Source organism: Aquabacterium sp. A3 (assembly GCF_038069945.1).
Taxonomy (GTDB): Bacteria; Pseudomonadota; Gammaproteobacteria; order Burkholderiales; family Burkholderiaceae_C; genus Aquabacterium.
This window is the reverse complement of record NZ_JBBPEV010000001.1, coordinates 168,079-190,502: the sequence shown is the minus strand read 5'-3', so window position 1 is coordinate 190,502 and position 22,424 is coordinate 168,079. Positions and strand designations below refer to the sequence as shown.

Below are 22,424 nucleotides of genomic sequence, written 5' to 3'. Positions count from 1 at the left end.
CCTTGCCCTGGCCACCGTCAAACACCACCCAACAACAAGACAACGGAGTAGCCCATGACTGAAAAACACCTTTCCAGCCAGTTCGATGCCGAGCTCAGCGGCGTTTCCACCCGCGTGCTGGAGATGGGCGGGCTGGTCGAATCTCAAATCGCGCAAGCCATCTACGCGTTGACGCACTTCAGCGGTGAGGTGGCCAGCCAGGTCATCACCACCGAGGCGCGGGTGAACACGATGGAAATGGAAATCGACGCCGATCTCTCCACCATCATTGCCCGCCGTCAGCCCACGGCGCGTGATCTGCGCCTGCTGATCGCCATCTCCAAGACCATTGGCAACCTCGAGCGCGTGGGCGACGAGGCCGCTCGCATTGCCCGCACCGTGCAGCGCCTGATCAACACGGGGGTGTCCAGCCGCCTGCGCCTGCCCGTGAGCGACGTGTCTTTCGAGGCCAATCTGGCCACGGCATCCCTGCGCCGCTCGCTGGACGCTTTTGCCCGGCTTGACATCCAGGCTGCCGTCGAGGTGATCAAGGCCGACAACGAGATCGATGCCGAGTTTGATGGCCTGATGCGCAAGCTGATCACGTACATGATGGAAGATCCGCGCACCATTTCTGCGTCGATCGACCTGGTGTTCGTGGCCAAGGCCATCGAGCGCGTGGGTGACCATGCCAAGAACCTGGCTGAGCAGGTGATCTACATCGTCAAGGGTACCGACGTGCGTCACAACACGCCCGAGACGGTCGAATCCATCGTCAAGTAACCTCCGGAGCCGTTCTCATGAGCCGAGTACTGGTAGTGGAAGACGAGCAGGCGATTGCTGAACTGATCGCGCTGAACCTGCGTCATGCAGGGTTTGACGTGACCGTGGCCCCCGATGCCGAACGTGCCCAGGAAGCGATCGACAAGGTGCTGCCAGATCTGGTCTTGCTGGACTGGATGTTGCCCGGCCAATCGGGCCTGGCCTTGGCCAAACGCTGGCGCGCTGCGCAACGGACACGTGACTTGCCGATCATCATGCTGACGGCCCGTGCCGAAGAAGTGGACAAGGTGGCGGGTCTGGATGCGGGTGCCGATGATTACCTGACCAAGCCATTTTCCACCCACGAACTGATGGCGCGTGTGCGCGCGGTGCTGAGACGCAAGGCCCCCCAGGCGCTGGACTCGGCCGTGGAAGTGGCTGGTTTGCGGCTGGATCCTGCCACTCGCCGCGTGAGCCGCGGTGAGCAGGAAGTGAAGATCGGCCCCACCGAGTTCAAGCTGCTGCACTTCTTCATGACGCATCCCGAGCGGGTACACAGCCGTTCGCAATTGCTGGACCGTGTCTGGGGTGACCATGTGTTCATTGAAGAGCGCACGGTGGATGTTCACGTCAAGCGTCTGCGCGAGGCGCTGCAGCCCGTGCAGCGCTCGCAGCTCATCGAGACCGTGCGTGGCGCGGGCTATCGCCTCACCCAGCAGGTGAGTGACGTGGTGGCCTGAACAGGGCTGCTGACTGGTGTCATAGACAACGGCAGATCCAGTGATCGTTGATTCGAATTCTTCATGGGTGTGGTCCCGTGTGGGTACCCGTCTCTTGTCTGCCCTGGCGGGCGGATTGGGCGGTTGGGCATTGGGCCGCTGGTTGGACTACCCCGTCACGCTGGCCTGCGCAGGCGCTGGTCTGGCGGTTTTGGCCTTGTCGGTCACAGACACCCTCAAGGGCCACGACCTGCTCGACTGGTTGAGAAACCCCGAGGCCGAGCCGCCTGCGCTGCCTGGCTTGTGGGGAGAGGTGGCCCACCGCATTCATCGGGTGGTGGCACAACGGCGGCAAAGCATCCAGGATGAGCGTGCCCGTCTGGACCAGTTTCTGTCGGCCATCGAGGTGTCGCCCAACGGCGTGATGCTGCTGGATGCCAGTGAGCACATCACCTGGATGAGCTCGGTGGCGGCGGATCATTTTGGGCTCAACGCCCAGCGTGATCTGCAGCAGCGCATCACCAACCTGGTTCGATACCCCACCTTCGTGCAATACCTGTCGGCCGGCGATTACCGCGAGCCGGTCAAGTGTCTGGTGGCGCGGGGTAGCCTCACGCACCTGCAAATCCAGGTGCGTGAATATGGCGAGGGGTTGAAACTGGTGGTGTCTCAGGACATTTCCGAGCGCGAACGCGCCGACACCATGCGCCGGGATTTCGTGGCCAATGTGTCCCACGAGATCCGCACCCCCTTGACGGTGCTCAGTGGCTTCATCGAGACCATGGGGGCCTTGCAGCTCACCGATGTGGAGCGCCGCCGGGTCATCGAGCTGATGACGCAACAGGCTTCCCGGATGCAGACGCTGGTGTCTGATTTGCTGACCTTGGCGCAGATCGAAGGCAGCCCACGTCCAGCGTCCGATCGATGGACGGCGTTGGACCAACTGCTTCAACGCATTCAGACAGACGCACAGGCGCTGTCAGCCGGTCGCCATCGCTTGAGCTTTGCGTTTGATCATGCCGAAGGGCAGTTCTTGTCCGGTGTCGAAGCTGAATGGCTCAGCGCCATGAGCAACCTGGTGTCCAACGCCATCCGGTACACGCCAGAGGGTGGCGAAATCGCGGTAGCCTGGCATGTGCGCGAAGACGGCTCGGGCGAATTCAAGGTGAAGGACTCCGGCATCGGCATCGATGCGGAGCACATCCCCCGCCTGACCGAGCGCTTCTACCGTGTGGACGGTAGCCGGTCCAGAGACACCGGGGGCACGGGCCTGGGGCTGTCGATCGTCAAGCACGTGATTCAGCGGCACGGTGGCGATCTGCGCGTCACCAGCGAGCTGGGCAAGGGCTCTGTGTTCACCCTCGTGGTGCCAGCCACCCGGCTGCGTAGCGGCAATCCGGCATCCAGCGCGCCCCAGGCGGCTGAGGCGCACTGATCACCGGCAGCGTCACTGGCGGCGGTACAGCACCAGTTTCTCTGAGTTGCGTGTGCGCTGGTTGTAAACCCCGACTTTGGTCCAGCCAGGCAAATGCTGGCTGCGCACATCACCGGGCAGGCGCTGAACCAGCCATTCACACCGCGGTTGCCGTTGGGCGGCATCAGCGCGTCCATCCACCGGGTGCTCACCAAAGTAGCTCAGGGCTGTGAGGATGGAGGCAGGGGCCCCCGGAGCGCACACCGCCGCGCCGCGTGGCAGCTGGCTGCCGACGCGGTCCATCAGCAGGCGATGGCTGCGTCCCTGGTCCAGCAGGGGAAGCAACAAGGTCAGCAGCAATAACCAGCTGAGGGTCACGCCACTGGCTGGCAAGACCAGGCTCTTCCAGAGGGCGTGACTGCGGCGAGCGGTGCGCCAGCGCACAATCGCCAACCACGCCAGGGTGCCAGCCGTGGCCAGCACGAGGGCCAGCCAGGAGAAGCTGGCGTCGTAGTCGGGCACGCGCTTGTCCAGGTTGGCGGCCAGGCGAGCCGGGATGCCGGTGTGGATGGCGGCATAAGCCAGCCAGATGTACAGGGCCACCAGGGTGAAGAACAGGACCGAAAACCAGTCGATGGCGGCACCCAGACCGCGAAGCAGGATGGGCAGCGCGAAGGCGGCCAGCACAGCCAGGGCAGGCAAGGCCAACAGCAAGGCCTGCTGATCAGCCCCCATCAAGAGCGATGCCATCAAGACGAACACGGTGATCAACAAGGGCACGGCCATGTGACGGCGCTGCCACTGGCGCCGCCAATGCCACAAGGTCAAGAGCGCCAGCGGAAGCGCAGGCCAGGTGAACCACAGCAGCAGTTGGGCAAAGTTGGCGACTTGCAGTTGATCAGACAGCTTCCAGCCCCAGCGCGCGCTGCCTTGCAGTACCAGGCCCCCGGTCACGGCCGCTGCCAGCACCATGGCCAAAGCCACAAAGGCCATTTGCCTGGTGCGGTTGGGATGGTGCGAGCGCCAGCACACCAGCAGACCCACGGCGCCCAGGCCCTGGGCGATGGTGGGGCTGCCGCTGGCCGCGAGTATCGGCAAGCTCAGCAGTGCGGCGCATGCGGCTTGACGAGGATGTTGGTCCATCGCGGCCATGCCATACAAAAACGCGCCAGCCCCCAGCAACTGCAACAACTCGGGGGTGGTTTCATGGCCCAGTTGCAGCAGGCCCAGCGTGGCCACCAGCGCCAGCAGGGCGCCATCGGCCATGGCTCTGGCGTAATCGCGCGGCTGAGCCTCACCGCCAAAGGCCAATGGCAGTGGTCGGGCGGCTTCGGTGTGGGCCAGGTGGTAGGTGGCGTACCAGGTCAGCGCCAGCACGCCCGCCAAGGCCAACGCAAACGGAATCCGGGCTGCCAGAGCCGGGTCAAGCCACCCTTGCGTCAACCAGATGAACAGTCCGCCCAACCAGTAAGGCAAGACGCCACCCGAGCTGGGAGGCACACCGCCGATCTGCAGGTTGAACCACGTGGCATCGCCCAGCGCCAGGCTCCACATCTGACCAAATGAGGCGATGTCAGCGTTCTTCCAGGGGTCACGACCAAAGACGCCGGGCAGCACATACGCCGCGCACAGCAACAACAAAGCCCAGCGGGGCAGCGGCTGAACCGACTTCTGGGTGACAAGGGCTGGAGAGGCCTTGGGTCGGGCAAAGTCCTGGTGCATGGAAAAGTGTGGCGCTCAGAAACACCAAAGGGCAGCTTAAGCTGCCCTTTGGAACGCAAGTCACATCAGCCCGACATGAGGCCAGGCTGTACCGCAGATCACTTGCGGAACTGGGCGAACTTGTTGCGGAACTTCTCGACGCGGCCACCCAGGGTGTCCACGCTCTTTTGCTGGCCTGTGTAGAAGGCGTGCGATTCGGACGAGGTTTCCAGCTTGAACAAGGGCAGTTCACGGCCGTCTTCCATCTTGATCATCTCCTTGGTCGGAGCGCAAGAACGGGTCACGAACTTGAAACCGTTGGATTGGTCCACGAAGCAAACATCGCGGTAATTGGGGTGAATACCTTCTTTAGGCATGACTGGAACCTCTTGCTGTGTGCCATATCGGGAGCCACCAGACCCCATGTCTGGCACTTTCCGACAGCCGGAAAACCCGAAATTATAAGCCGAATTTTGAAGGGAATGCAAAAGGCGACCCGCAGGTCGCCTTTTGTCTGAAATCCACGGCAGTGATCAACCACCGCGACGCATCATGTCGAAGAAGTCGTGGTTGTTCTTCGTGGATTTCATCTTGTCGAGCACGAACTCCATCGCCTCGATCTCGTCCATCGGATAGAGCAGTTTTCGCAAAATCCAGCTCTTCTGAAGGATCTCGGGCTTGAGCAAGAGCTCTTCGCGGCGGGTACCCGAACGATTGATGAGGATCGAGGGGTAGACGCGCTTTTCAGCCATGCGACGATCCAGGTGGATTTCGCAGTTGCCGGTGCCCTTGAACTCTTCGTAGATCACTTCGTCCATCCGGCTGCCGGTGTCCACCAGGGCGGTGCCGATGATGGTGAGCGAGCCGCCTTCTTCCACGTTGCGGGCGGCGCCGAAGAAGCGCTTGGGGCGCTGCAGGGCATTGGCGTCCACACCGCCGGTCAACACCTTGCCGGAGCTGGGCAGCACGTTGTTGTAGGCGCGGGCCAGGCGGGTGATCGAGTCCAGCAGGATCACCACATCTTTCTTGAGTTCAACCAAACGCTTGGCGCGTTCGATCACCATTTCAGCCACCTGGACGTGGCGCTGAGCGGGTTCGTCGAACGTGGAGCTGATGACTTCGCCGCGCACGGTGCGCTGCATTTCGGTCACTTCCTCAGGGCGTTCGTCCACCAGCAGCACAATCAGGTGCACATCCGGGTGGTTGGCCACCAGGGCGTGCGCCAGGTTTTTCATCATCACGGTCTTGCCGCTCTTGGGCGGAGCCACCAACAAAGCGCGCTGGCCTTTGCCAATGGGCGCGATCAGGTCGATGATGCGGCTGGTGATGTTGTCGTCGTTGCTCTTGACGGTCTCGCGCTCCAGCTTGAACTGCTCTTCAGGGAAGAGGGGCGTGAGGTTCTCGAACATCAGCTTGTTTTTGCTGACTTCGGGTGCCAGGCCGTTGACCCGATCGACCTTGACCAGTGCAAAGTAACGCTCGCCATCCTTGGGCACGCGCACTTCGCCTTCGATCATGTCGCCGGTGTGCAGGTTGAAGCGGCGCACCTGGCTGGGTGACAGGTAAATGTCGTCCGTGCTGGCCAGGAAGCTGGTGTCCAAGGAGCGCAGGAAGCCGAAGCCGTCAGGCAGCACTTCGAGCACACCGTCACCAAAAACCTGTTCGCCCGCTTTGGCGCGCTTTTTCATGATCGCGAACATCAGCTCTTGCTTGCGCATGCGAGCGACGTTTTCAATCTCCAGCTCTTCAGCCATCTCGACCAGTTTGGAGATGTGAAGGGCCTTCAGTTCGGAAAGATGCATGGATGAGTACCCTGAACAAACGCGCGAGCGCCGGGCAAAGACAGGCCAGGCTGGCGGTCAACGCGGAAAGCGTGAGAACTGTCTGAGGGGGAGGGGAGTTGCCGACAGGCCGCCACGGAACTTCCGTGGCACACAGCATCAAGGGCTCGCGTAGAGGCTTTTTGCTGTTTTGACATCCACCTGACCATCAGGTGGACATCTCGGCCATCATCTGCCTGGCATTGCAGCAGATGACGGCCTCATTATAGGCGCTGAAAAGCGCCGTGAATCACAGACTTGAATCAATGAAGGCAGTCAGTTGGGCCTTGGACAGCGCCCCGACCTTCGTGGCGGCCAGTTGACCGCCCTTGAAAATCATCAAAGTGGGGATGCCGCGGATGCCGAACTTGGCAGGGACTTCGCGATTTTGATCCACGTTCATTTTGGCGATCTGCAACTTGCCTTGGTAATCCTTGGCCACTTCGTCGAGGATCGGGGCAATCATCTTGCAGGGGCCACACCACTCGGCCCAATAATCCACCAGCACCGGCTCGGTGGACTGGAGGACGTCAGCTTCGAAAGAGGCGTCGGTGATGTGCTTGATCAGTTCGCTGCTCATGGAAAATCCTTGAAGATGCCAATGCGCATGACGGCGGGCGCCACAAACACTGGGGTTAACCAGATTCTGACACAGAAGATACGGGCGTCAGCCCTGGACACAAGAGACCTTGTTCAATGAGTCTGATAGAAGAAAACTCTGAGCCTGATCGTTCGCCGGGGTGGGGTGGTGCCGTGCCAACCGGGCTGACGCCCATGCTGTGGGCTTGGCCACGCGGCGTGGACGCCAGGCAACAATGGCAAGCCTGGGCGCACGATGCTGACGCCTGGCTCAAGGCTCAAGGCCGCGATGTGCGCGACGCCATCGTGGTCGTGCCCGTGGGCGCCTTGCTGCCCTTGGTGCGTCAGGCCTGGGCCGATGCTGTGGGTGGCTGGATGCCCCAGATTGACACCATTGCAGGGTTGATGGAGCAACACGCCTGGCGATACACGCCAGCGCCAGCAGGGGCGTGGGGGCCTGCGATGACCCTGGACGTGGTGATGGACCGTCTGGCGGTGAAGGCGTCATTGCGTGCGGTCCCGTGGCTGGACGCCTGGGTGCGCCCATCCCCGGCAGCGCTGGACTTCGCGGTTGATCAGGTGGTTCAGGCGGGGCACGCCTGGTGGCGCCGGCTGCAGACCTCGGCGCCATCCGAACGGGCCAGGCTCATCGGGTGCTGGCAGGAGGAGTTTCCGCCACCGACGTGGACGCCAGTCCCAGAGACTGACACCCCTGGTCAGCACGAACGCTGGTTGCTGGCATGGGCCCTCCAGTGGGCCTTGGGCAATGCCTCTGCGGGGTTCCCGTCCGATGCCTTGTTCACCTTGCAGCCGTCGGCGTGGCTGGCGGTCAGCGCAGGCACCAGTGTCTTGCCCGGCAGCGAAGGCGCCTTGACCCTGTCCGTGTTGGGACACGCGCAAAGTGGTGCCGGCGCAGGCCACGGGGCGGCTCCCGCCGTCGCTTGGTGGGCGGCGCACGCAGTGGCCAACACAGACGCCGATGCGCCAGTCCTGCTGGCCACACAGGGGCTGGAAGACGAAGCACGACAGGCCACCGCACAGGTCATGAAGCACGTCGCGATCGCCAGACAAGCGGGTGCGGCGGCGGCTCGTTTGCCTCAACCGCCTGTGGCGCTGCTGGCCTTGGACCGCAGTGTGATCAGACGCATGAGGGCGATGCTGGACGAGCACGGTGTGTCTGTGGCTGACGAGACCGGCTGGAAGCTGTCGACCACACGGGCGGCTGCCGCGCTGACGCGTTTTGTACGCGCAGCCCCGACGCATGCCAGCTCGGATGATGTGCTGGACTGGCTCAAATCGGCGTGGACCCGGTGGATGCACGACACGCAAGAGCCATCGCCGCTGGCCGAGCTTGAGCGTTGGTGTCGACGGCAGTCCGTCCCACGGCTGTGGCTGGTGTTGAACGACCCTGCGCCTGATCATCTGACGCCTGGTGCGTGGACCACGCTGCAAGAGGCCCACACGCAATTGGCACCCTTGCGCGACGCGTGGTCGGGCGGGCGTCTGCCCTTGTCCGCATGGCTGAGTGCCCTGGAGGCCTCGTTGGTTTCCACGGGCGCATGGGATGGGTTGGTGAACGATCCGGCTGGCTTGCTGGCCTGCGAATGCTTGCGCTTGCCGGGGGCAGGTGTCGACGCCGGCCCAGGCTGGGGCGGGCTGTGCCAGCGAACCATGCTGGACGGCGGTGGATTCCTGCGATGGATGCAGGATGTGATGGAGGCGGTGGTGTTTCGACCAGCGCCGCCACCGGGGCAGCCACCCGAGGTGGTCGTCACGACCCTGGCGCGGGCGGCGCTGCGTCCGTTCTCGGCCATCGTGATTCCGGGCGCCGATGAACGGCAGTTGGGCGCTGCATCCCCATCGACGGGGTGGTTGTCCCAGGCCCAGCGAACCCGATTGGCACTGAGCGGACAGGCCGAGCAACAAGCCGCCCAATGGGATGCTTTCTCGCTGGCGATGCTGCACGCTGGCGTCGTGTGCCTGCACCGCAAGGACCAGGAGGGGGAGCATGTTTCAGCCAGCCCCTGGATTCAACGCTGGCGTGAACTGATGCGACAAGACTGGGCGACCGCCTCGTCTGCCTTGGTGCAGCGCGGCGTGCCGGTCCGACCAGTGACCCAGCCGTCGCCCACGCTGCTGGGGCATGAGGATTTGCTGCCGATGAAGGTGTCGGCCACCCGCTACGAAGCACTGCGTCAGTGCCCTTACCAATTCTTTGCCCGCTCAGTGCTGGGCCTGCAGGAACAAGACGAGCTGGAAGAGGGGGTGGATGGCGCCGATCATGGCGAGCTGCTCCATGCCGTCTTGCAGCGATTCCATCAGGAGCGCAATGCATGCCTTGTCCAGCGATCACCAGCGCAGGACGTGGCCGCCTGGTTGTCGGCGGCAGAGGCGGTGATCCGGGAGCATGGGCTGGACAGGGACAGCACGCGGCCCTATTTCAGGCCCTACCAGGCCCAATTGCCGCGCCTGGCCGAGGCCTATGTCGATTGGTGCTTGGCGCATGAGCAACAGGGCTGGCGCGTGCAGCACATGGAGTTCGACGCCCGGTTGAACCTTTCGCTGGAGTCGGGCGCCTTGGTGTGCCTGGAAGGGCGGCTGGACCGCGTGGATGTGCGCAGCCAGGCTGACCATGAACCTCACAAGCTGGTGATCGACTACAAGTCTGGCAACAAAGACAAGCTGAGCAAGCGGCTGAAAGCGCCGCTGGAAGACACACAACTGCTGTTTTATGCCGTACTGGCCGCCCCTGATGCGCAGGTCGAGACCGCTTACCTGCATTTGGGCAAAGACACGGGCACCCAGGCCGAATCGGGCGACATGAAAGCCACCATGCTGGCGCACAAGGACATCGAGTCGCACACGGAGCGTTTCCTCCAGGGTTTGGCGCAAGACTGGACGGCCTTGATGAGTGGGCACGGCATGCCTGCGCTGGGCGAGGGGGAGGCGTGCGAGTACTGCCAGGCGCGGGGCCTTTGCCGCAAAGACGATTGGACACCTGCATGAGCCATGCCGCCTACTGGATCAATGGCCGACAAGTGCCTCCCGCCAGCTTTTACGAACTGGCCTGTGATCCCGCGCGCAGCGTGGTGGTCGAAGCCTGTGCTGGTGCGGGCAAAACCTGGATGCTGGTGTCGCGCATCTTGAGGGCACTTCTGGAGGGCACCCCCCCCGAGCAGGTTCTGGCCATCACCTTCACGCGCAAGGCCGCCGGCGAAATGCGCGAGCGTCTGGCCTTGTGGCTGGACGAACTGGTGTCGGCATCGCCGGACAAACTGCGACACGAATTGTTCATTCGTGGCGTGACATCGCCCGACATCACCCACGTTCAGAAGGTTCTGCAGACACTGCAAACCAGGCGCCTGGAAGGTGGGCGCGGTGTGGGCGTTCAGACCATACACGGCTGGTTCGCCCAGTTGGTGAAGGCCGCGCCACTGGCCGTGCTGACGGAGCTGGGCTTGCCACCCGAGTTGGCCCTGTTGGAGTCTCATGAAGACATCTGGGATGACTTGTGGGCACGATTTCTAAAACGCGTGGACCAAGATGCCGCTCGACCTTTGGGCGAGCGCGAGGTGGCAGGCTCGTTTGATGTGATGCTGCGCGAAGTCGGCTACCACAACCTGGTGGAGTGGCTGAAAAAGGCCCTGGCACAGCGCACCGAACTCACGCTGGCAGCCCATGCAGGAACCTTGTTGAACAGCGTGCCCAACGCGGCGCAATGGGACGAAGCCTGGGCGACTTGGGACAGCCCCGAACAGGCCCTGCAACACCCCCAGATCGTCAAACGCTTTCATGACCTGGCTGCGGCACTCGCACAGCAAAAAGGCAAGACGCCGCAAGACGCCGCAGCCAGCATCATCTCGGCCTTTGAATTGCCTGACCTGGCGGCGCGGGCCCGGGCATTGACCCGATCGGTGCTCAAGCTCAATGGCGAGCCCAAGGTGCACCTCGCCAAGTTCGTTGACAAAGTGGACGCGCTGGGATGGGCATTCGACTGGTTGATGAGCCTGTTGAAGGCCCAGCGGCAACAGGCGGCGCATGAGCAGCATGTGCACATGATCGTGTTGAGCCAGTCGCTCTTCAATGAATATGCGCGCTTCAAACTCGAGCGCGGCCTGACCGACATGAGTGAACTGGAACTGGCGGCTGTTCGCCTGTTGTCAGATCCGGTGCTGTCAGGATGGGTGCAACAGAGGCTGGACAGCCAGGTGCGCCTGGTGTTGATGGACGAGTTCCAGGACACCAGCCCATTGCAATGGCAGGCGCTGCAGGCCTGGCTGTCGGCTTACGCTGGCGCCGGCGGCGGTCGAAGCGGGCAGGTGCCATTGAGCGTATTCCTGGTGGGGGACCCCAAACAGAGCATTTACCGCTTCCGACGGGCAGATCCCAGGGTGTTTGCGGCCGCCAGGACGTTCGTGCTGGAGAGCCTTGGCGGCGATTTGCTGGCCTGCGATCACACCCGGCGCAATGCCCCGGAAATCATTGAGGCGCTGAATCGGGTCATGCAGCCCGCAGCGTCCCAGGGCCTGATGACCGACTTCCGTCCGCACACCACCGACTCGGACACCGCCGGAAAAATCACCGTGCTGGCCCAAGACGAAGGCATGACGTCTGATGAGGACGATGACGGGCGCACAGACGACCAGTCGGTCACCCACGAAACAGATGCGTTGCCATGGCGTGATTCATTGACGCAAGCTCGGGTGCAGCCGCTCTCAGGCGCCATGGAGCGCGAGGCAGAGATGGTGGCCAGGGCCGTGGCCGCCATGGTGCATGGCCTGGGAGGCGCCCAGGCGGTGGCGCCCCAAGACATTTTTGTGCTGGCACGCAAACGTGCCAATCTGGTGGAGGTGGCCAAGGCACTTGAGCGCCATGGCATTCCTCATCAGGCGCCCACCGACACCCTGCTGGCCGACGTGCCGGAGGTGAGGGATTTGCTGGCTTTGCTGGACGTTCTGGTCTCGCCGCAGCACGATCTGTCGCTGGCGCAGTCGCTCAAAAGTGCCTTGTTCCATGCCGACGACGAAGCGCTCATGCGCTTGGCAGCCCGCGCCCGCTTGGCAGGCACCAGTTGGTGGACTGCCCTGATGAGCTTGGCTCCCAGCGGCGAACGAACTGCACCCAATGACGCGGGTGAGGGCACCTTGCTGCGTGCCCGCGCTCTGCTGGCGGCTTGGCATGCGCAGGCGCAGATCCTCCCTCCGCATGACCTGCTGTCACGCATCGTGCATGACACGGACCTGCGTGCAAGCTTGCTGGCCCGGCTGCCCGCCAGCCGCCGTGGGCCTGCGATTGCGCACATCGAGGCACTGCTCCAGGCCGCACTGGCCATGGATTCAGGCCGTGACGCCACCCCTTATCGCTTCATCAGGGCGTTGCGCAAGGCGCGACTGAAAGTGCCGGTGCGCGCCGCCGATCACGCGGTGCAACTGCTCACCATCCATGGCGCCAAAGGGCTGGAGGCCGAGGTGGTCTTTCTGGTCGATACGCTGCCGTCGCGCACCAAATCAGACCACTATTCCCTGGTGGTGGACTGGCCCCAGGACCAAGGTCATCCAGCCCGAGTGGCGTTCATGCGCTCCAGCAGCCGACCACCCCCCGCACTGGAGGCGCTGCAGCTGACAGAAACGCATGAGCAACTGCGAGAGCAATTCAATGCCTTGTATGTTGCGATGACCCGCGCCAAACGCCAACTGGTGATCAGCCGCGCACCTCGTGCCCCACGGTCGGTGTCGTCGGAGCACGCCTGGTGGACATGCCTTGTGGATGCTGAAGCGATACGGCCCGACGAGGCCTGGGTGCCAGAGGTGCCGGCAAACGATGAGGTGCGCTCGGCGCATGACGCCGACGACGTCGCACTCTGGGACTGGCCTGAGTTGCCGCCGGCTTTGCCGACCCAGGCGATGGTTGCAGAAGATGATCCTCAGCACCTGAAAGCCTTGGGGGAAACCGTGCACCGCGCCATGGAGTGGCTGACGGCCATGCCCCGGACCGCACGCGATGAAGGCGCTGTCGGACGTGCGGTTCACCAGGCCGCCGCCACTTGTGCGCTGCCCGGCAGCGAGCGCGAACGTGCCATGGAGCAGGTTCGGTGCCTGCTGTCTCAGCCCGCGTTGCAGCCTTGGCTCGACCCTGAGCAGGTGCGTTGGGCGGGCAATGAGGTGGCCCTGCACCACGACGGCCAGGTCTTGCGTATCGACCGGTTGGTGCAGATTGACCAGCCCCACGGGCGCCAATGGTGGGTGATCGACTACAAACTCGGCCACCGCCCCCAGGATCAACTGGCGTATCAGCGGCAACTTCAGCGTTATGTCGAGGCCGTCCGGTGTCTGCAGCCCGGTGACGATGTTCGCGCTGCGTTCATCACGGGACGGGGTGAATGGGTGCCATTGCCTGACTGAAGCTGTGAATTGGCGGTGATAAGTGGCGGTTTGACGGCATTCATCACCCTGTTCCATGGTGTGCAATGCGGAGGTAGCAGCGCATTTGTAACAACGGGTTGTCGGCAGTCAGCCCGGTCGGTTACTTTGAGGAACGCACCTTGTCACACGCCATGGCCGTACCGCCTCCAACGACGCCATCCACCCCCACCCGCATGATCGGGCGGTTTGAGTTGCGCCAGATGATTGGCCGCAGCCACGCGTCGAGCACCTGGCTGGTGAATGACCCGCGACTGGGTCAAGAGCTGTTGCTGTGCGTGCCACGGGCCTTGCCCGGCACCAATGCCGAGCGCGATGCGTGGACGCAGGATGTGCTGACCGGTACACGCCTGAAGCATCCGCGCATCGCTGAAGTGCTGGAAGTGGGCGTGCACGAAGGGTGGCCATTCGTGGCGTGCGAACGCGCCGGTGGCACCTTGCAAGAGCGTATCCAGTCTGGCTCGCCCCTCACACCTCAGGAAGTGGCCCAACTCACCGTCGACCTGCTGGACGGCTTGGCATACGCCCACGAAGCGGGTGTGGCACACCGTGACCTGGGCTTGCACAGCATCACCCTGGATCAACAAGGCCGCGCCCAACTGGTGGGCCTGGCCGTTGGCCTGGAGCAGCTCCCCCCTCATCAGACCGCAAGACCCACCCGCAATCGCCAGGAGACGCGAGAAGCCGCCGAGCGAGACCTGCTGATGGTCGGTCTGCTGATGTACCGGCTGTTGGTCAACCACCCACCTTTGGATGAAGCGGACCTGGGGCACGCTGCCAAGCGGGTGGGCCCGGAGATCGTGCGGCTGCCGTGGACAACGCCACACCCGGTGCCTGACACGCTGCGGGCCATCGTCAACCGGGCGACCGATCGGCAACAACGACAGCGGTACCTCAACGCCCGCACCTTGCTGAGCGCGCTGCAGGGCTGGATCAAGACCAACTCGCAAGAGGCCGGTGGGCCCTTGCTCTTGTTGCTCGACCGCTTGAATTCGGTAGGAGCGCTGCCTGGGCGTGAGCGAACCGAGCGTGCATTGCTGGGCGCCTTGTCTCAGGAAACGCTCAGGGTCGATGACTTTGTGGACGTGGTGGTCAAGAACCCGGCATTGGTCTGGGAGATGCTGCGCTCGGTGAACACCGCCCGCTTTCAAAGCCGAAGCGCCGACGACGGCACCACGACTTTGTCTCGCGCGATCATGCTGTTGGGGCAAGAAGGGCTGCGCAAGGTGATCTCGTCGGTGCGTCCATGGCCAGGTGTCCTCAGCGCACAACAATCACGGGCCAATGATGGCGGGGCCGCGGCCTTGCAGGCCCTTGAGAACGAACTCTGGCTGTGCTGCCTGGCCGGCCACATCGCCCGCCTGATGGCACCGTTTTCCATCCATGACGAAGAGGCCGCCGTGGCGGCGATGTCTCAAAGGCTGGGCTGGCTGCTGGTGCTGTACCATTTCCCGGAAGAGGCCGCTCAAGTTCAGCGCCTGATGCAACCCGGGCCACCGGCCAGTGCAGGGGGGGCGCCGACACCAGGCATGTCATTGGAAGCAGCCGCCGGTGCCGTGCTGGGCATCAACCTGGATGACCTCAGCGCTGCGGTGCTCAAGCACTGGGGGCTGCATGAACGCCTGATCAAAGGCGCCAGGCCCTTGCCGCTCAATACCCCGGTTCGCCATCCTGGCACCCCGGAAGACACGGTGCGTGTGGTGGCCAGTCTGGGCAACGAGCTGGCCTCGTGCGCGCGCCTGCCCACCGAGAAACAGTCGGCGGCCATCCATCAGGCTTACTTGCGGTATGTCCGGCCTCTGCAGCTCACGCCCAAAGAATGCGTGATCACCATGGACCACGCCATGCGCCTGCTGGAAGGTCGGCAAACGGATCCGGAGGTGGTGGCGCAGCGCGCCGCTGCCAGGGCAGAAGCTGCCGCCAAGGCGGCTGCACAGGCTGCCGAGCTGGCTGGCGACACCAGCGCCGGGCCCGTCAGCGCTTGAGCGCCAGCGCGCATTCGCGGACCAGGTCCGGGCCCTTGTAGATCAAGCCCGTGTAGATCTGCACCAGATCCGCCCCAGCATCAAGTTTGCTGCGCGCATCGGCCCCACTCATCACCCCGCCCACCCCGATGATGGGAAAGCGCGGTCCCAGGGCCGCGCGCAGTTGCCGAATCACCTGGTTGCTTGTCTGCAGCACCGGCGCGCCGCTCAGCCCGCCGGTTTCCTCTGCATGAGGCTGCCCCTTCACCGCTTCTCGCGAGAGCGTGGTGTTGGTGGCGATCACGCCATCGATCCCGTTTTTCTCCAGCGTGGCGGCGATCACGCTCACCTGCGCCTCGTCCAGATCAGGGGCGATCTTGACGAACATGGGCACCGTGCGACCATGTTGCTGGATGAGTTGCTGGCGGCGCTCTTGCAGGGTGCCGAGCAGGGCGTCCAGCGCCTCATCGCTTTGCAGCGCTCGCAGGTTCTTGGTGTTGGGGCTGGAGATGTTGACCACCACGTAATCCGCGTGGGGATACACGCCGTCCAGGCAGATCAGGTAGTCGTCCACCGCGTTCTCGATGGGCGTGGCGGCGTTCTTGCCAATGTTCAGGCCCAGGATGCCGCCATTGGCACGGAACTTGGCTTGCTTGACGTTGGCCAGAAAGCTGTCCAGGCCCTCGTTGTTGAAACCCAGGCGGTTGATCAGGGCGTTGGCCTGCGGCAGCCGGAACATGCGCGGCTTGGGGTTGCCCGGCTGGCCCTTGGGCGTGACGGTGCCCACCTCGACAAAACCGAAGCCCATGGCGCCCAGGCCATCGATCACCCGCCCGTTTTTATCCAGCCCAGCGGCCATGCCGATGCGGTTGGGAAAGCGCAGGCCGGCCACCTCCACCGGGTCGTCCACGCGGCGTGCGCCCCACAGGCAGGCCAGGGGGGTGTTCTGGAACTGGGCCAGGGCACTGATGGTCAGGTCGTGGGCGGTTTCCGGGTCCAGATTGAACAGGACGGACTTGGGGAGGGCGTAAGGAATCAGGGCCATGGCCGTGTGGATCAGTGCAGGGCAGGTAACCGAGTATTGTCGCGCATTCGGCGGCCATGGCCTGTGGCAAACTGCGCCCCCGCTGTGTGTGCGACTCTCGACGAGGTAATCGCTTGGACAAAATCCTGATGCAAATTGCGGCCGAACTGAAGGTGCGGCCAGCCCAAGTCAATGCAGCCGTGGAGTTGCTGGATGGGGGAGCCACGGTGCCCTTCATCGCCCGTTACCGCAAAGAGGCCACCGACGGCCTGGACGATACGCAACTGCGCGATCTGGAGGCCCGACTGGGCTACCTGCGCGAGCTGGAAGACCGCCGTGCCGCCGTGCTGAAAAGCATCGAAGAGCAAGGCAAGCTGACGCCCGAACTGCGGGCCGCCATCGAGGCCGCACCCACCAAGCAAGAGCTGGAAGACCTGTACCTGCCGTACAAGCCCAAGCGCCGGACCAAGGGCATGATCGCCCGCGAGGCAGGCCTGGAGCCCCTGGCCGACAAGCTGTTTGCCGACCCTTCACTGGACCCTGTGTCCGAGGCCGCCGCCTTCATCAATGCCGAGGGCGGCTTTGCCGATGCCCTGGCCGTGCTGGATGGCGTGCGCGACATCCTGTCGGAGCGATGGGCCGAAGATGCCGCCCTGGTGGGCAAGATGCGCGACTGGCTGTGGGAAGAGGGGCTGTTCAAGTCCAAGCTGATGGACGGCAAGGACGAGCACAACCCGGACGTGGCCAAGTTCCGCGATTACTTCGATTACGACGAGCCCATCCGCACGGTGCCGTCTCACCGTGCACTGGCCGTGTTTCGGGGCCGAGCGCAAGAGATTCTGGACGCCAAGCTGGTGCTGGATGAAGAGGTGGTGCCGGGGCAACCCACGCTGGCCGAAGGCCGCATTGCCCATCACCTGGGCTGGCGCCATGCCAAACGCCCGGCGGACGAGCTGATCCGCAAAACGGTGGCCTGGACGTGGAAGGTCAAGCTCTCGCTGAGCCTGGAACGCGACCTGTTTGCCCGTCTGCGCGAGCAGGCCGAGGCCACCGCCATCAAGGTGTTTGCCGAAAACCTGCGCGACCTGCTGCTGGCCGCACCGGCTGGCAAGCGCGTGGTGATGGGCCTGGACCCAGGCATCCGCACCGGTGTGAAGGTGGCCGTGGTGAGCGACACCGGCAAGGTGCTGGACACCAGCACGGTGTATCCGCACGAGCCCAAGCGAGACTGGGAAGGTAGCATCCACACCCTGGGCCGCCTGTGCGCCCAGCACGGCGTGAACCTGATCGCCATCGGCAACGGCACGGCCAGCCGCGAAACCGACAAGCTGGCGGCCGACCTGATCAAGCGCATCCAGCAGATGGCGCCCGGTACGCCCATCGAAAAGGTGGTGGTGAGCGAAGCCGGGGCCTCGGTCTATTCCGCCTCCGAGTTCGCCAGCAAAGAGCTGCCCGAGCTGGACGTGAGCCTGCGCGGCGCCGTGTCGATTGCCCGCCGTCTGCAAGACCCGCTGGCCGAGCTGGTGAAGATCGACCCCAAGAGCATTGGCGTGGGCCAGTACCAGCACGACGTCAACCAGAGTGAGCTGGCACGCACGCTGGACGCCGTGGTGGAAGACTGTGTGAACTCAGTGGGCGTGGACCTGAACACCGCCTCGGCGCCGCTGCTGGCGCGGGTGTCGGGCCTGAGCACGGCCGTGGCCAACAGCATCGTGCGCTGGCGTGATGCCAATGGCGCCTTCCGCAATCGCAAGCAGTTGATGGACGTGGCCGGCCTGGGTGCCAAGACCTTCGAGCTGGCGGCAGGCTTTCTGCGCATCCGCGACGGTGACAACCCGCTGGACCTGAGCGGCGTGCACCCCGAAACCTACCCCGTGGTCGAAAAGATGATCGCCTCCACCGGCAAGCCAATTGGTGAGCTGATGGGCCGCAGCGATGTGCTGCGCACCCTCAAGCCCGAGGCCTTCGCCGACGAGCGTTTTGGGGCCATCACGGTCAAGGACATCCTGGCCGAGCTGGAAAAACCCGGCCGCGACCCGCGCCCTGACTTCAAGGTGGCCCGCTTCAACGATGGCGTGGAAGACATCAAGGACCTGAAGGAAGGCATGGTGCTGGAGGGCACGGTGAGCAACGTGGCCCAGTTTGGCGCCTTCGTGGACCTGGGCGTGCACCAGGATGGCCTGGTGCACGTGAGCCAGTTGGCCAACAAGTTCGTCAGCGACGCCCGCGAGGTGGTCAAGACCGGCGACATCGTCAAGGTGAAGGTGCTGGAGGTGGACCTGGCCCGCAAGCGCATCTCGCTGACCATGAAGATGGACGCGCCCACCGGCGCCAAGGCACCCGGGGCAGGGCGGGACAACAGCTTCAAGCCTGCGGCGCGCAACGAACGCATGGGTGGTGGTGGGCGTGGCGCTGCTGCGCAACCTGCGCAAGGGCAGTCTGCGATGGCAGCGGCGTTTGCCAAGCTGCAGACCAAGCGCTGAGTGGTTCAACCCGGTGCGTCACGCGCGGGCTGGCGTCGACCCTCGCGCAACAAGCGCATGCCATTGGCCACCACCAGCAGGCTGGCCCCCACATCCGCAAACACCGCCATCCACAGCGTGGCCAGCCCCGCCAGCGACAGGGCCAGAAACACTGCCTTGATGCCCAGGGCCAATGCGATGTTTTGCACCAGCACGCGGTGGGTGGCCTGGCTGAGTCGGATGAAGCGGGCGATCCTGCGTGGGTCGTCATCCATGATGGCCACGTCGGCGGTCTCAATGGCGGTGGCCGTGCCCGCAGCACCCATGGCCAGGCCGATGTCCGCACGCGCCAAGGCCGGGCCGTCGTTCACGCCATCGCCCACCATGGCCACCGGGCCGTGGGTGGATTGAAGTGATTCCACCGCGCGCAGCTTGTCTTCGGGCATCAGGGGGCCACGTGCGTCCTTGATGCCCAGTTGCGCCGCGATGTGGCGCGCCGTCTGGGCGTTGTCGCCCGTGAGCATGACCGGTGTCACACCCATGGCTTGGAGCTGCGTCACCGCCTCGCGGCTGTCGGGCCGAAGCGCATCCGACACGGCCAGCACCCCCAGCACCGCGTGATCGTCCATCAGCGCGAACACCGTTTTGCCTTGGTCCGCCAGCTCGGTCATCTGTGCCTGGGTGGTGTCGTCCGCCAGGCCTCGGGCGCTCAGCAAGCCCAGGTTGCCCAAGGCCACCAGGCGGGGGCCAGCGTCGGTGTGCACCACGGCGGTCACGCCCTGGCCGGGTAAGTTTTTGAAGGCCTCCACGCGCCACAAGGCCTGCTGGGCGGCTTGGGGCTGACTGCGCCAGGCTGCCACCACGGCGCGGGCCACGGGGTGGGTGCTTTGCGCATCCAGCGACGCCGCCAGGCGCAAGACCTCGTCAACCGGGGTGCCGGGTCGGCCCTCCACATCGCTGAGCATGGGGCGACCTTGGGTGAGCGTGCCCGTCTTGTCGAGCGCCACGGCGCGAATCAGGCGCCCACCTTCCAGAAACACCCCGCCCTTGATGAGGATGCCCTGACGCGCCGCAGCCGCCAGGCCCGACACCACGGTCACCGGCGTGGACACCACCAGGGCACAGGGGCAGGCAATCACCAGCATCACCAGGGCCTGGTACAGCCAGCTTTGCCACGGGTCACCCGTCACCACGGGCCCCAGCAGCACCACCATCAACGCCAGCAACACCACCGCAGGGGTGTACACCCGGGCAAAACGGTCCACGAAGCGTTGGGTGGGGGCCCGTTGTGATTGAGCCTGCTGGATGGCGTCGGCCATGCGCGCCATGGTGCTGCGTGCCGCCGTGGCCGTCACCTGGGCCTCCATCAGACCATCTGACACCACGGTGCCGGCGTACAGCACGTCGCCAGCGCGCTTGTCCACCGGCAGGCTTTCGCCCGTGATGGGCGATTGGTCTACCGCCGCCTGGCCAGACACCACCCGGGCGTCCAGCGGCACCCGTTCGCCCGCACGGATGCGGATGGTCTGTCCCGCCTGCACGTCAGCGGCGGGCGTGAGCGTCCAGTCGTCCGCCACCGCGTGGCCATGGCTGTGGTCATGATCATGTCCGTGGCCCGCAACCGCCGATGACGGCTTCACCCACGCGGTGTCGGGCGCGTAGGCGGCCAGCGACTGCACCGCCTTGCGTGCGCGCTCCAGCGAGAGGGCTTCAATGGCCTCGGCCAAGGCGAAGAGAAAGACCACCATGGCGGCCTCGCCCCATTGACCAAGCACCATGGCGCCAGCCACCGCCAAGGTCATCAGGAAGTAGATGTTCAACGTGAAATGGCGCAACGCAATCCAGCCCTTGCGCAGGGTGGGCAGCCCGGCCAAGGCCAGCGACAGCAGTGCCAACGCCACCACGGGCGCACCACCTTCGTGGCCGGTGGCCCACGCCATGCCCTCTGCCCCTGCCGCGCACAGGCCCGCCGCACCCAAGGCCATCTTGGTGCGCAGCGGCAAGGCGGGCGGGGGAGGGGTGGGGCGGGCCCCCGCCTCCAGCAGACGTGGCGCCATGCCCAATTCGGTCAGGGCCAACTCCAGCGCGCCGGTGTCATGCAGCCGGTGGTGGATGGTGAGTTCGCGGTCCAGCAGGTTGAAGTCCAGTTGCACCACCCCGGCCATGGGCTCGATCTTCTGGCGGATCAGGCGCTCCTCGGTGGGGCAATCCATCTGATCGATGCGGTAGCGTACCGACGCGCAATCGAGTGGGGTGCCGCGTGATGCCGGCTGGGGCTGGCTCAAGCCCTCCGGGACGCAGCAGTCGTCATGGTGCCCATGCGCGTGGCTGTGTGGCGCTTCCGCGTTGGCCGTGGGCGCCGGCGATGGGGTCTGTCCCATCGGGCCCACGGCCCGAATGGGAATGATCTTGCGGGTGGGGCGGGGTTCGGTCGTCACAGCACTGATTTGACACCATCGCGTCGGCTCTTGGCGAGAGCAGGCTGCGCTATCCTCACCGCATGAAGGCTTTGCACATCCACGCGGGCGAACGCGCGCGCCAGCACATCGAGCAGCACGGGCTTCAGCCTGACGACATCCGTCTGGTGCCTGCGGCCGCAGGTGGCCCCAAGGGATTGATGCTGACGCATCTGGATCAGCACCTGTTTGGGCACTGGCTGCCACAGTCTCGACACGACGTGCATCTGGTGGGCGCGTCGATTGGCGCGTGGCGCATGGCCACAGCGGCCATGCCCGACGCGGCGGCCGCTTTTGAAGCGCTGGCGCATGGCTACATCCACCAGCACATCGAGCCCGAAGCTGGCCGGCGCTTTCCCTCGGCAGCACGCATCACGGCCGGTTTCACCGAAACGTTGCAGGCTTTTTTTGGCGTGTCGGTGCCTGGTCTGCTCGGCCATCCACGCTTCAGGCTGCATGTGCTCACCGCCAGGGGGCGGCAGGTTCTGCACCGCGGCACACCCGCCCGCACGGCCTTGGGTTTCGCCGGCCTGGCACTCAGCAATGCACTGAGCCGCAAGGCAGTGGGTGCCTTTCTGGAGCGCACGGTGTTTTCATCTCAGGGGGTGCGGCCGCCCGTGCCCCTGAACGATTTGCCCACCCGGCATGTGCCGCTCACCGCCAGCAATTTCATGCCCGCCATGCTGGCATCTTGCAGCATTCCCTTCATGCTGGAGGCGGTGCACGACATCCCCGGTGCCCCGGCTGGTGCCCACTGGGATGGTGGCCTGGTGGATTACCACTTCCATTGGCCCTTTGCCCACATGAAAGACGGCCTGGTGCTGTATCCACACTTTCAGCGACAGGTGGTGCCCGGATGGCTGGACAAGGGCTTGCGCTGGCGACACCGGGCCACCCCTTGGCTGAGCAACCTGATCGTGCTGGCGCCCAATCCGGAATGGGTGCGCACCTTGCCCGGGGGCAAACTGCCCGATCGCACTGATTTCAAGGCCCTGCCGCCCACTCAGCGCATGAAAGTCTGGGCCGAGGCGGTGGGCCGCTCACGCCAACTGGCCGAGGAATGGCAGCAATGGCTGGCACAAGGTTGTCCGCCTTCAGCCCTGAGTGCCCTCTGAGCTGTCTGCC

Annotated in this window: 14 protein-coding genes; 8 read left to right on the top strand and 6 right to left on the bottom strand. The window is 64.5% G+C overall.

The annotated features are described in order from the left end of the window. Nucleotides 1-54: 54 nt before the first annotated feature. The 3 genes from phoU (at nucleotide 55) to phoR (ending at nucleotide 2,895) form a co-directional block, all read left to right on the top strand. Nucleotides 55-762 (top strand): phosphate signaling complex protein PhoU, encoded by a 708-nt coding sequence (gene phoU, locus WNB94_RS00785; protein ID WP_341387725.1) that lies wholly within the window; start codon nucleotides 55-57, stop codon nucleotides 760-762. Nucleotides 763-779: 17 nt separating this feature from the next. Next, entirely contained in the window at nucleotides 780-1,481 is a 702-nt protein-coding gene (gene phoB, locus WNB94_RS00780; RefSeq protein WP_341387724.1) for a phosphate regulon transcriptional regulator PhoB, read from the top strand. 94 nt (nucleotides 1,482-1,575) lie between these two features. Then, a complete protein-coding gene (phoR, locus tag WNB94_RS00775) occupies nucleotides 1,576-2,895 on the top strand; it encodes a phosphate regulon sensor histidine kinase PhoR (protein ID WP_341387723.1) in 1,320 nt (439 codons plus the stop codon). Between the two features lie 12 nt (nucleotides 2,896-2,907). Here the strand turns inward: phoR and WNB94_RS00770 are convergent, their stop codons facing one another. From WNB94_RS00770 to trxA, 4 genes are all read right to left on the bottom strand, one after another. Next, nucleotides 2,908-4,596, bottom strand: a complete 1,689-nt coding sequence (locus tag WNB94_RS00770; RefSeq protein WP_341387722.1) for a hypothetical protein — start codon at nucleotides 4,594-4,596, stop codon at nucleotides 2,908-2,910. Between the two features lie 98 nt (nucleotides 4,597-4,694). Beyond that, nucleotides 4,695-4,952 carry a type B 50S ribosomal protein L31 gene (locus WNB94_RS00765; protein ID WP_341387721.1) on the bottom strand — a complete coding sequence of 86 codons (258 nt, stop codon included), beginning with the start codon at nucleotides 4,950-4,952 and terminating at the stop codon, nucleotides 4,695-4,697. Nucleotides 4,953-5,108: 156 nt separating this feature from the next. Then, nucleotides 5,109-6,377: a transcription termination factor Rho gene (rho, locus tag WNB94_RS00760; RefSeq protein WP_341387720.1), complete on the bottom strand. Its 1,269-nt coding sequence runs from the start codon at nucleotides 6,375-6,377 to the stop codon at nucleotides 5,109-5,111. Nucleotides 6,378-6,645: 268 nt separating this feature from the next. Then, the gene (gene trxA / locus WNB94_RS00755) at nucleotides 6,646-6,975 is read right to left on the bottom strand and encodes a thioredoxin TrxA (RefSeq protein WP_341387718.1); all 330 of its coding nucleotides are present in this window, start codon (nucleotides 6,973-6,975) and stop codon (nucleotides 6,646-6,648) included. Between the two features lie 116 nt (nucleotides 6,976-7,091). Between trxA and WNB94_RS00750 the strand changes: the two genes are divergently transcribed. The 3 genes from WNB94_RS00750 (at nucleotide 7,092) to WNB94_RS00740 (ending at nucleotide 15,378) form a co-directional block, all read left to right on the top strand. Further along, nucleotides 7,092-9,980, top strand: a complete 2,889-nt coding sequence (locus WNB94_RS00750; protein WP_341387716.1) for a PD-(D/E)XK nuclease family protein — start codon at nucleotides 7,092-7,094, stop codon at nucleotides 9,978-9,980. Continuing rightward, the gene (locus WNB94_RS00745) at nucleotides 9,977-13,375 is read left to right on the top strand and encodes a UvrD-helicase domain-containing protein (protein WP_341387715.1); all 3,399 of its coding nucleotides are present in this window, start codon (nucleotides 9,977-9,979) and stop codon (nucleotides 13,373-13,375) included. The genes WNB94_RS00750 and WNB94_RS00745 overlap by 4 nt, the downstream gene beginning before the upstream one ends. 152 nt (nucleotides 13,376-13,527) lie before the next feature. Beyond that, nucleotides 13,528-15,378: a serine/threonine protein kinase gene (locus WNB94_RS00740; protein WP_341387714.1), complete on the top strand. Its 1,851-nt coding sequence runs from the start codon at nucleotides 13,528-13,530 to the stop codon at nucleotides 15,376-15,378. Here the strand turns inward: WNB94_RS00740 and WNB94_RS00735 are convergent. Further along, nucleotides 15,368-16,402, bottom strand: coding sequence for a quinone-dependent dihydroorotate dehydrogenase (locus WNB94_RS00735; protein WP_341387712.1), 1,035 nt, complete (start codon nucleotides 16,400-16,402; stop codon nucleotides 15,368-15,370). The two genes, WNB94_RS00740 and WNB94_RS00735, sit on opposite strands and share 11 nt — an antisense overlap. A gap of 113 nt (nucleotides 16,403-16,515) precedes the next feature. Here WNB94_RS00735 and WNB94_RS00730 point away from each other — a divergent pair, with 113 nt between their 5' ends. Beyond that, entirely contained in the window at nucleotides 16,516-18,864 is a 2,349-nt protein-coding gene (locus WNB94_RS00730; RefSeq protein WP_341387710.1) for a Tex family protein, read from the top strand. Between the two features lie 5 nt (nucleotides 18,865-18,869). Here the strand turns inward: WNB94_RS00730 and WNB94_RS00725 are convergent, their stop codons facing one another. After that, nucleotides 18,870-21,281, bottom strand: coding sequence for a heavy metal translocating P-type ATPase (locus WNB94_RS00725; RefSeq protein ID WP_341387707.1), 2,412 nt, complete (start codon nucleotides 21,279-21,281; stop codon nucleotides 18,870-18,872). Between the two features lie 62 nt (nucleotides 21,282-21,343). Here WNB94_RS00725 and WNB94_RS00720 point away from each other — a divergent pair, with 62 nt between their 5' ends. Then, nucleotides 21,344-22,414 carry a patatin-like phospholipase family protein gene (locus tag WNB94_RS00720; RefSeq protein WP_341387706.1) on the top strand — a complete coding sequence of 357 codons (1,071 nt, stop codon included), beginning with the start codon at nucleotides 21,344-21,346 and terminating at the stop codon, nucleotides 22,412-22,414. Nucleotides 22,415-22,424: the final 10 nt, after the last annotated feature.

What these genes read in the sequence shown, in the direction of transcription:
- phoU (WP_341387725.1), top strand. Translation starts at nt 55, where the DNA reads ATGACTGAAAAACACCTTTCCAGCCAGTTCGATGCCGAGCTCAGCGGC.
- phoB (WP_341387724.1), top strand. Translation starts at nt 780, where the DNA reads ATGAGCCGAGTACTGGTAGTGGAAGACGAGCAGGCGATTGCTGAACTG.
- WNB94_RS00770 (WP_341387722.1), bottom strand. Translation starts at nt 4,596, where the DNA reads ATGCACCAGGACTTTGCCCGACCCAAGGCCTCTCCAGCCCTTGTCACC.
- WNB94_RS00765 (WP_341387721.1), bottom strand. Translation starts at nt 4,952, where the DNA reads ATGCCTAAAGAAGGTATTCACCCCAATTACCGCGATGTTTGCTTCGTG.
- rho (WP_341387720.1), bottom strand. Translation starts at nt 6,377, where the DNA reads ATGCATCTTTCCGAACTGAAGGCCCTTCACATCTCCAAACTGGTCGAG.
- trxA (WP_341387718.1), bottom strand. Translation starts at nt 6,975, where the DNA reads ATGAGCAGCGAACTGATCAAGCACATCACCGACGCCTCTTTCGAAGCT.
- WNB94_RS00750 (WP_341387716.1), top strand. Translation starts at nt 7,092, where the DNA reads ATGAGTCTGATAGAAGAAAACTCTGAGCCTGATCGTTCGCCGGGGTGG.
- WNB94_RS00745 (WP_341387715.1), top strand. Translation starts at nt 9,977, where the DNA reads ATGAGCCATGCCGCCTACTGGATCAATGGCCGACAAGTGCCTCCCGCC.
- WNB94_RS00740 (WP_341387714.1), top strand. Translation starts at nt 13,528, where the DNA reads ATGGCCGTACCGCCTCCAACGACGCCATCCACCCCCACCCGCATGATC.
- WNB94_RS00735 (WP_341387712.1), bottom strand. Translation starts at nt 16,402, where the DNA reads ATGGCCCTGATTCCTTACGCCCTCCCCAAGTCCGTCCTGTTCAATCTG.
- WNB94_RS00720 (WP_341387706.1), top strand. Translation starts at nt 21,344, where the DNA reads ATGAAGGCTTTGCACATCCACGCGGGCGAACGCGCGCGCCAGCACATC.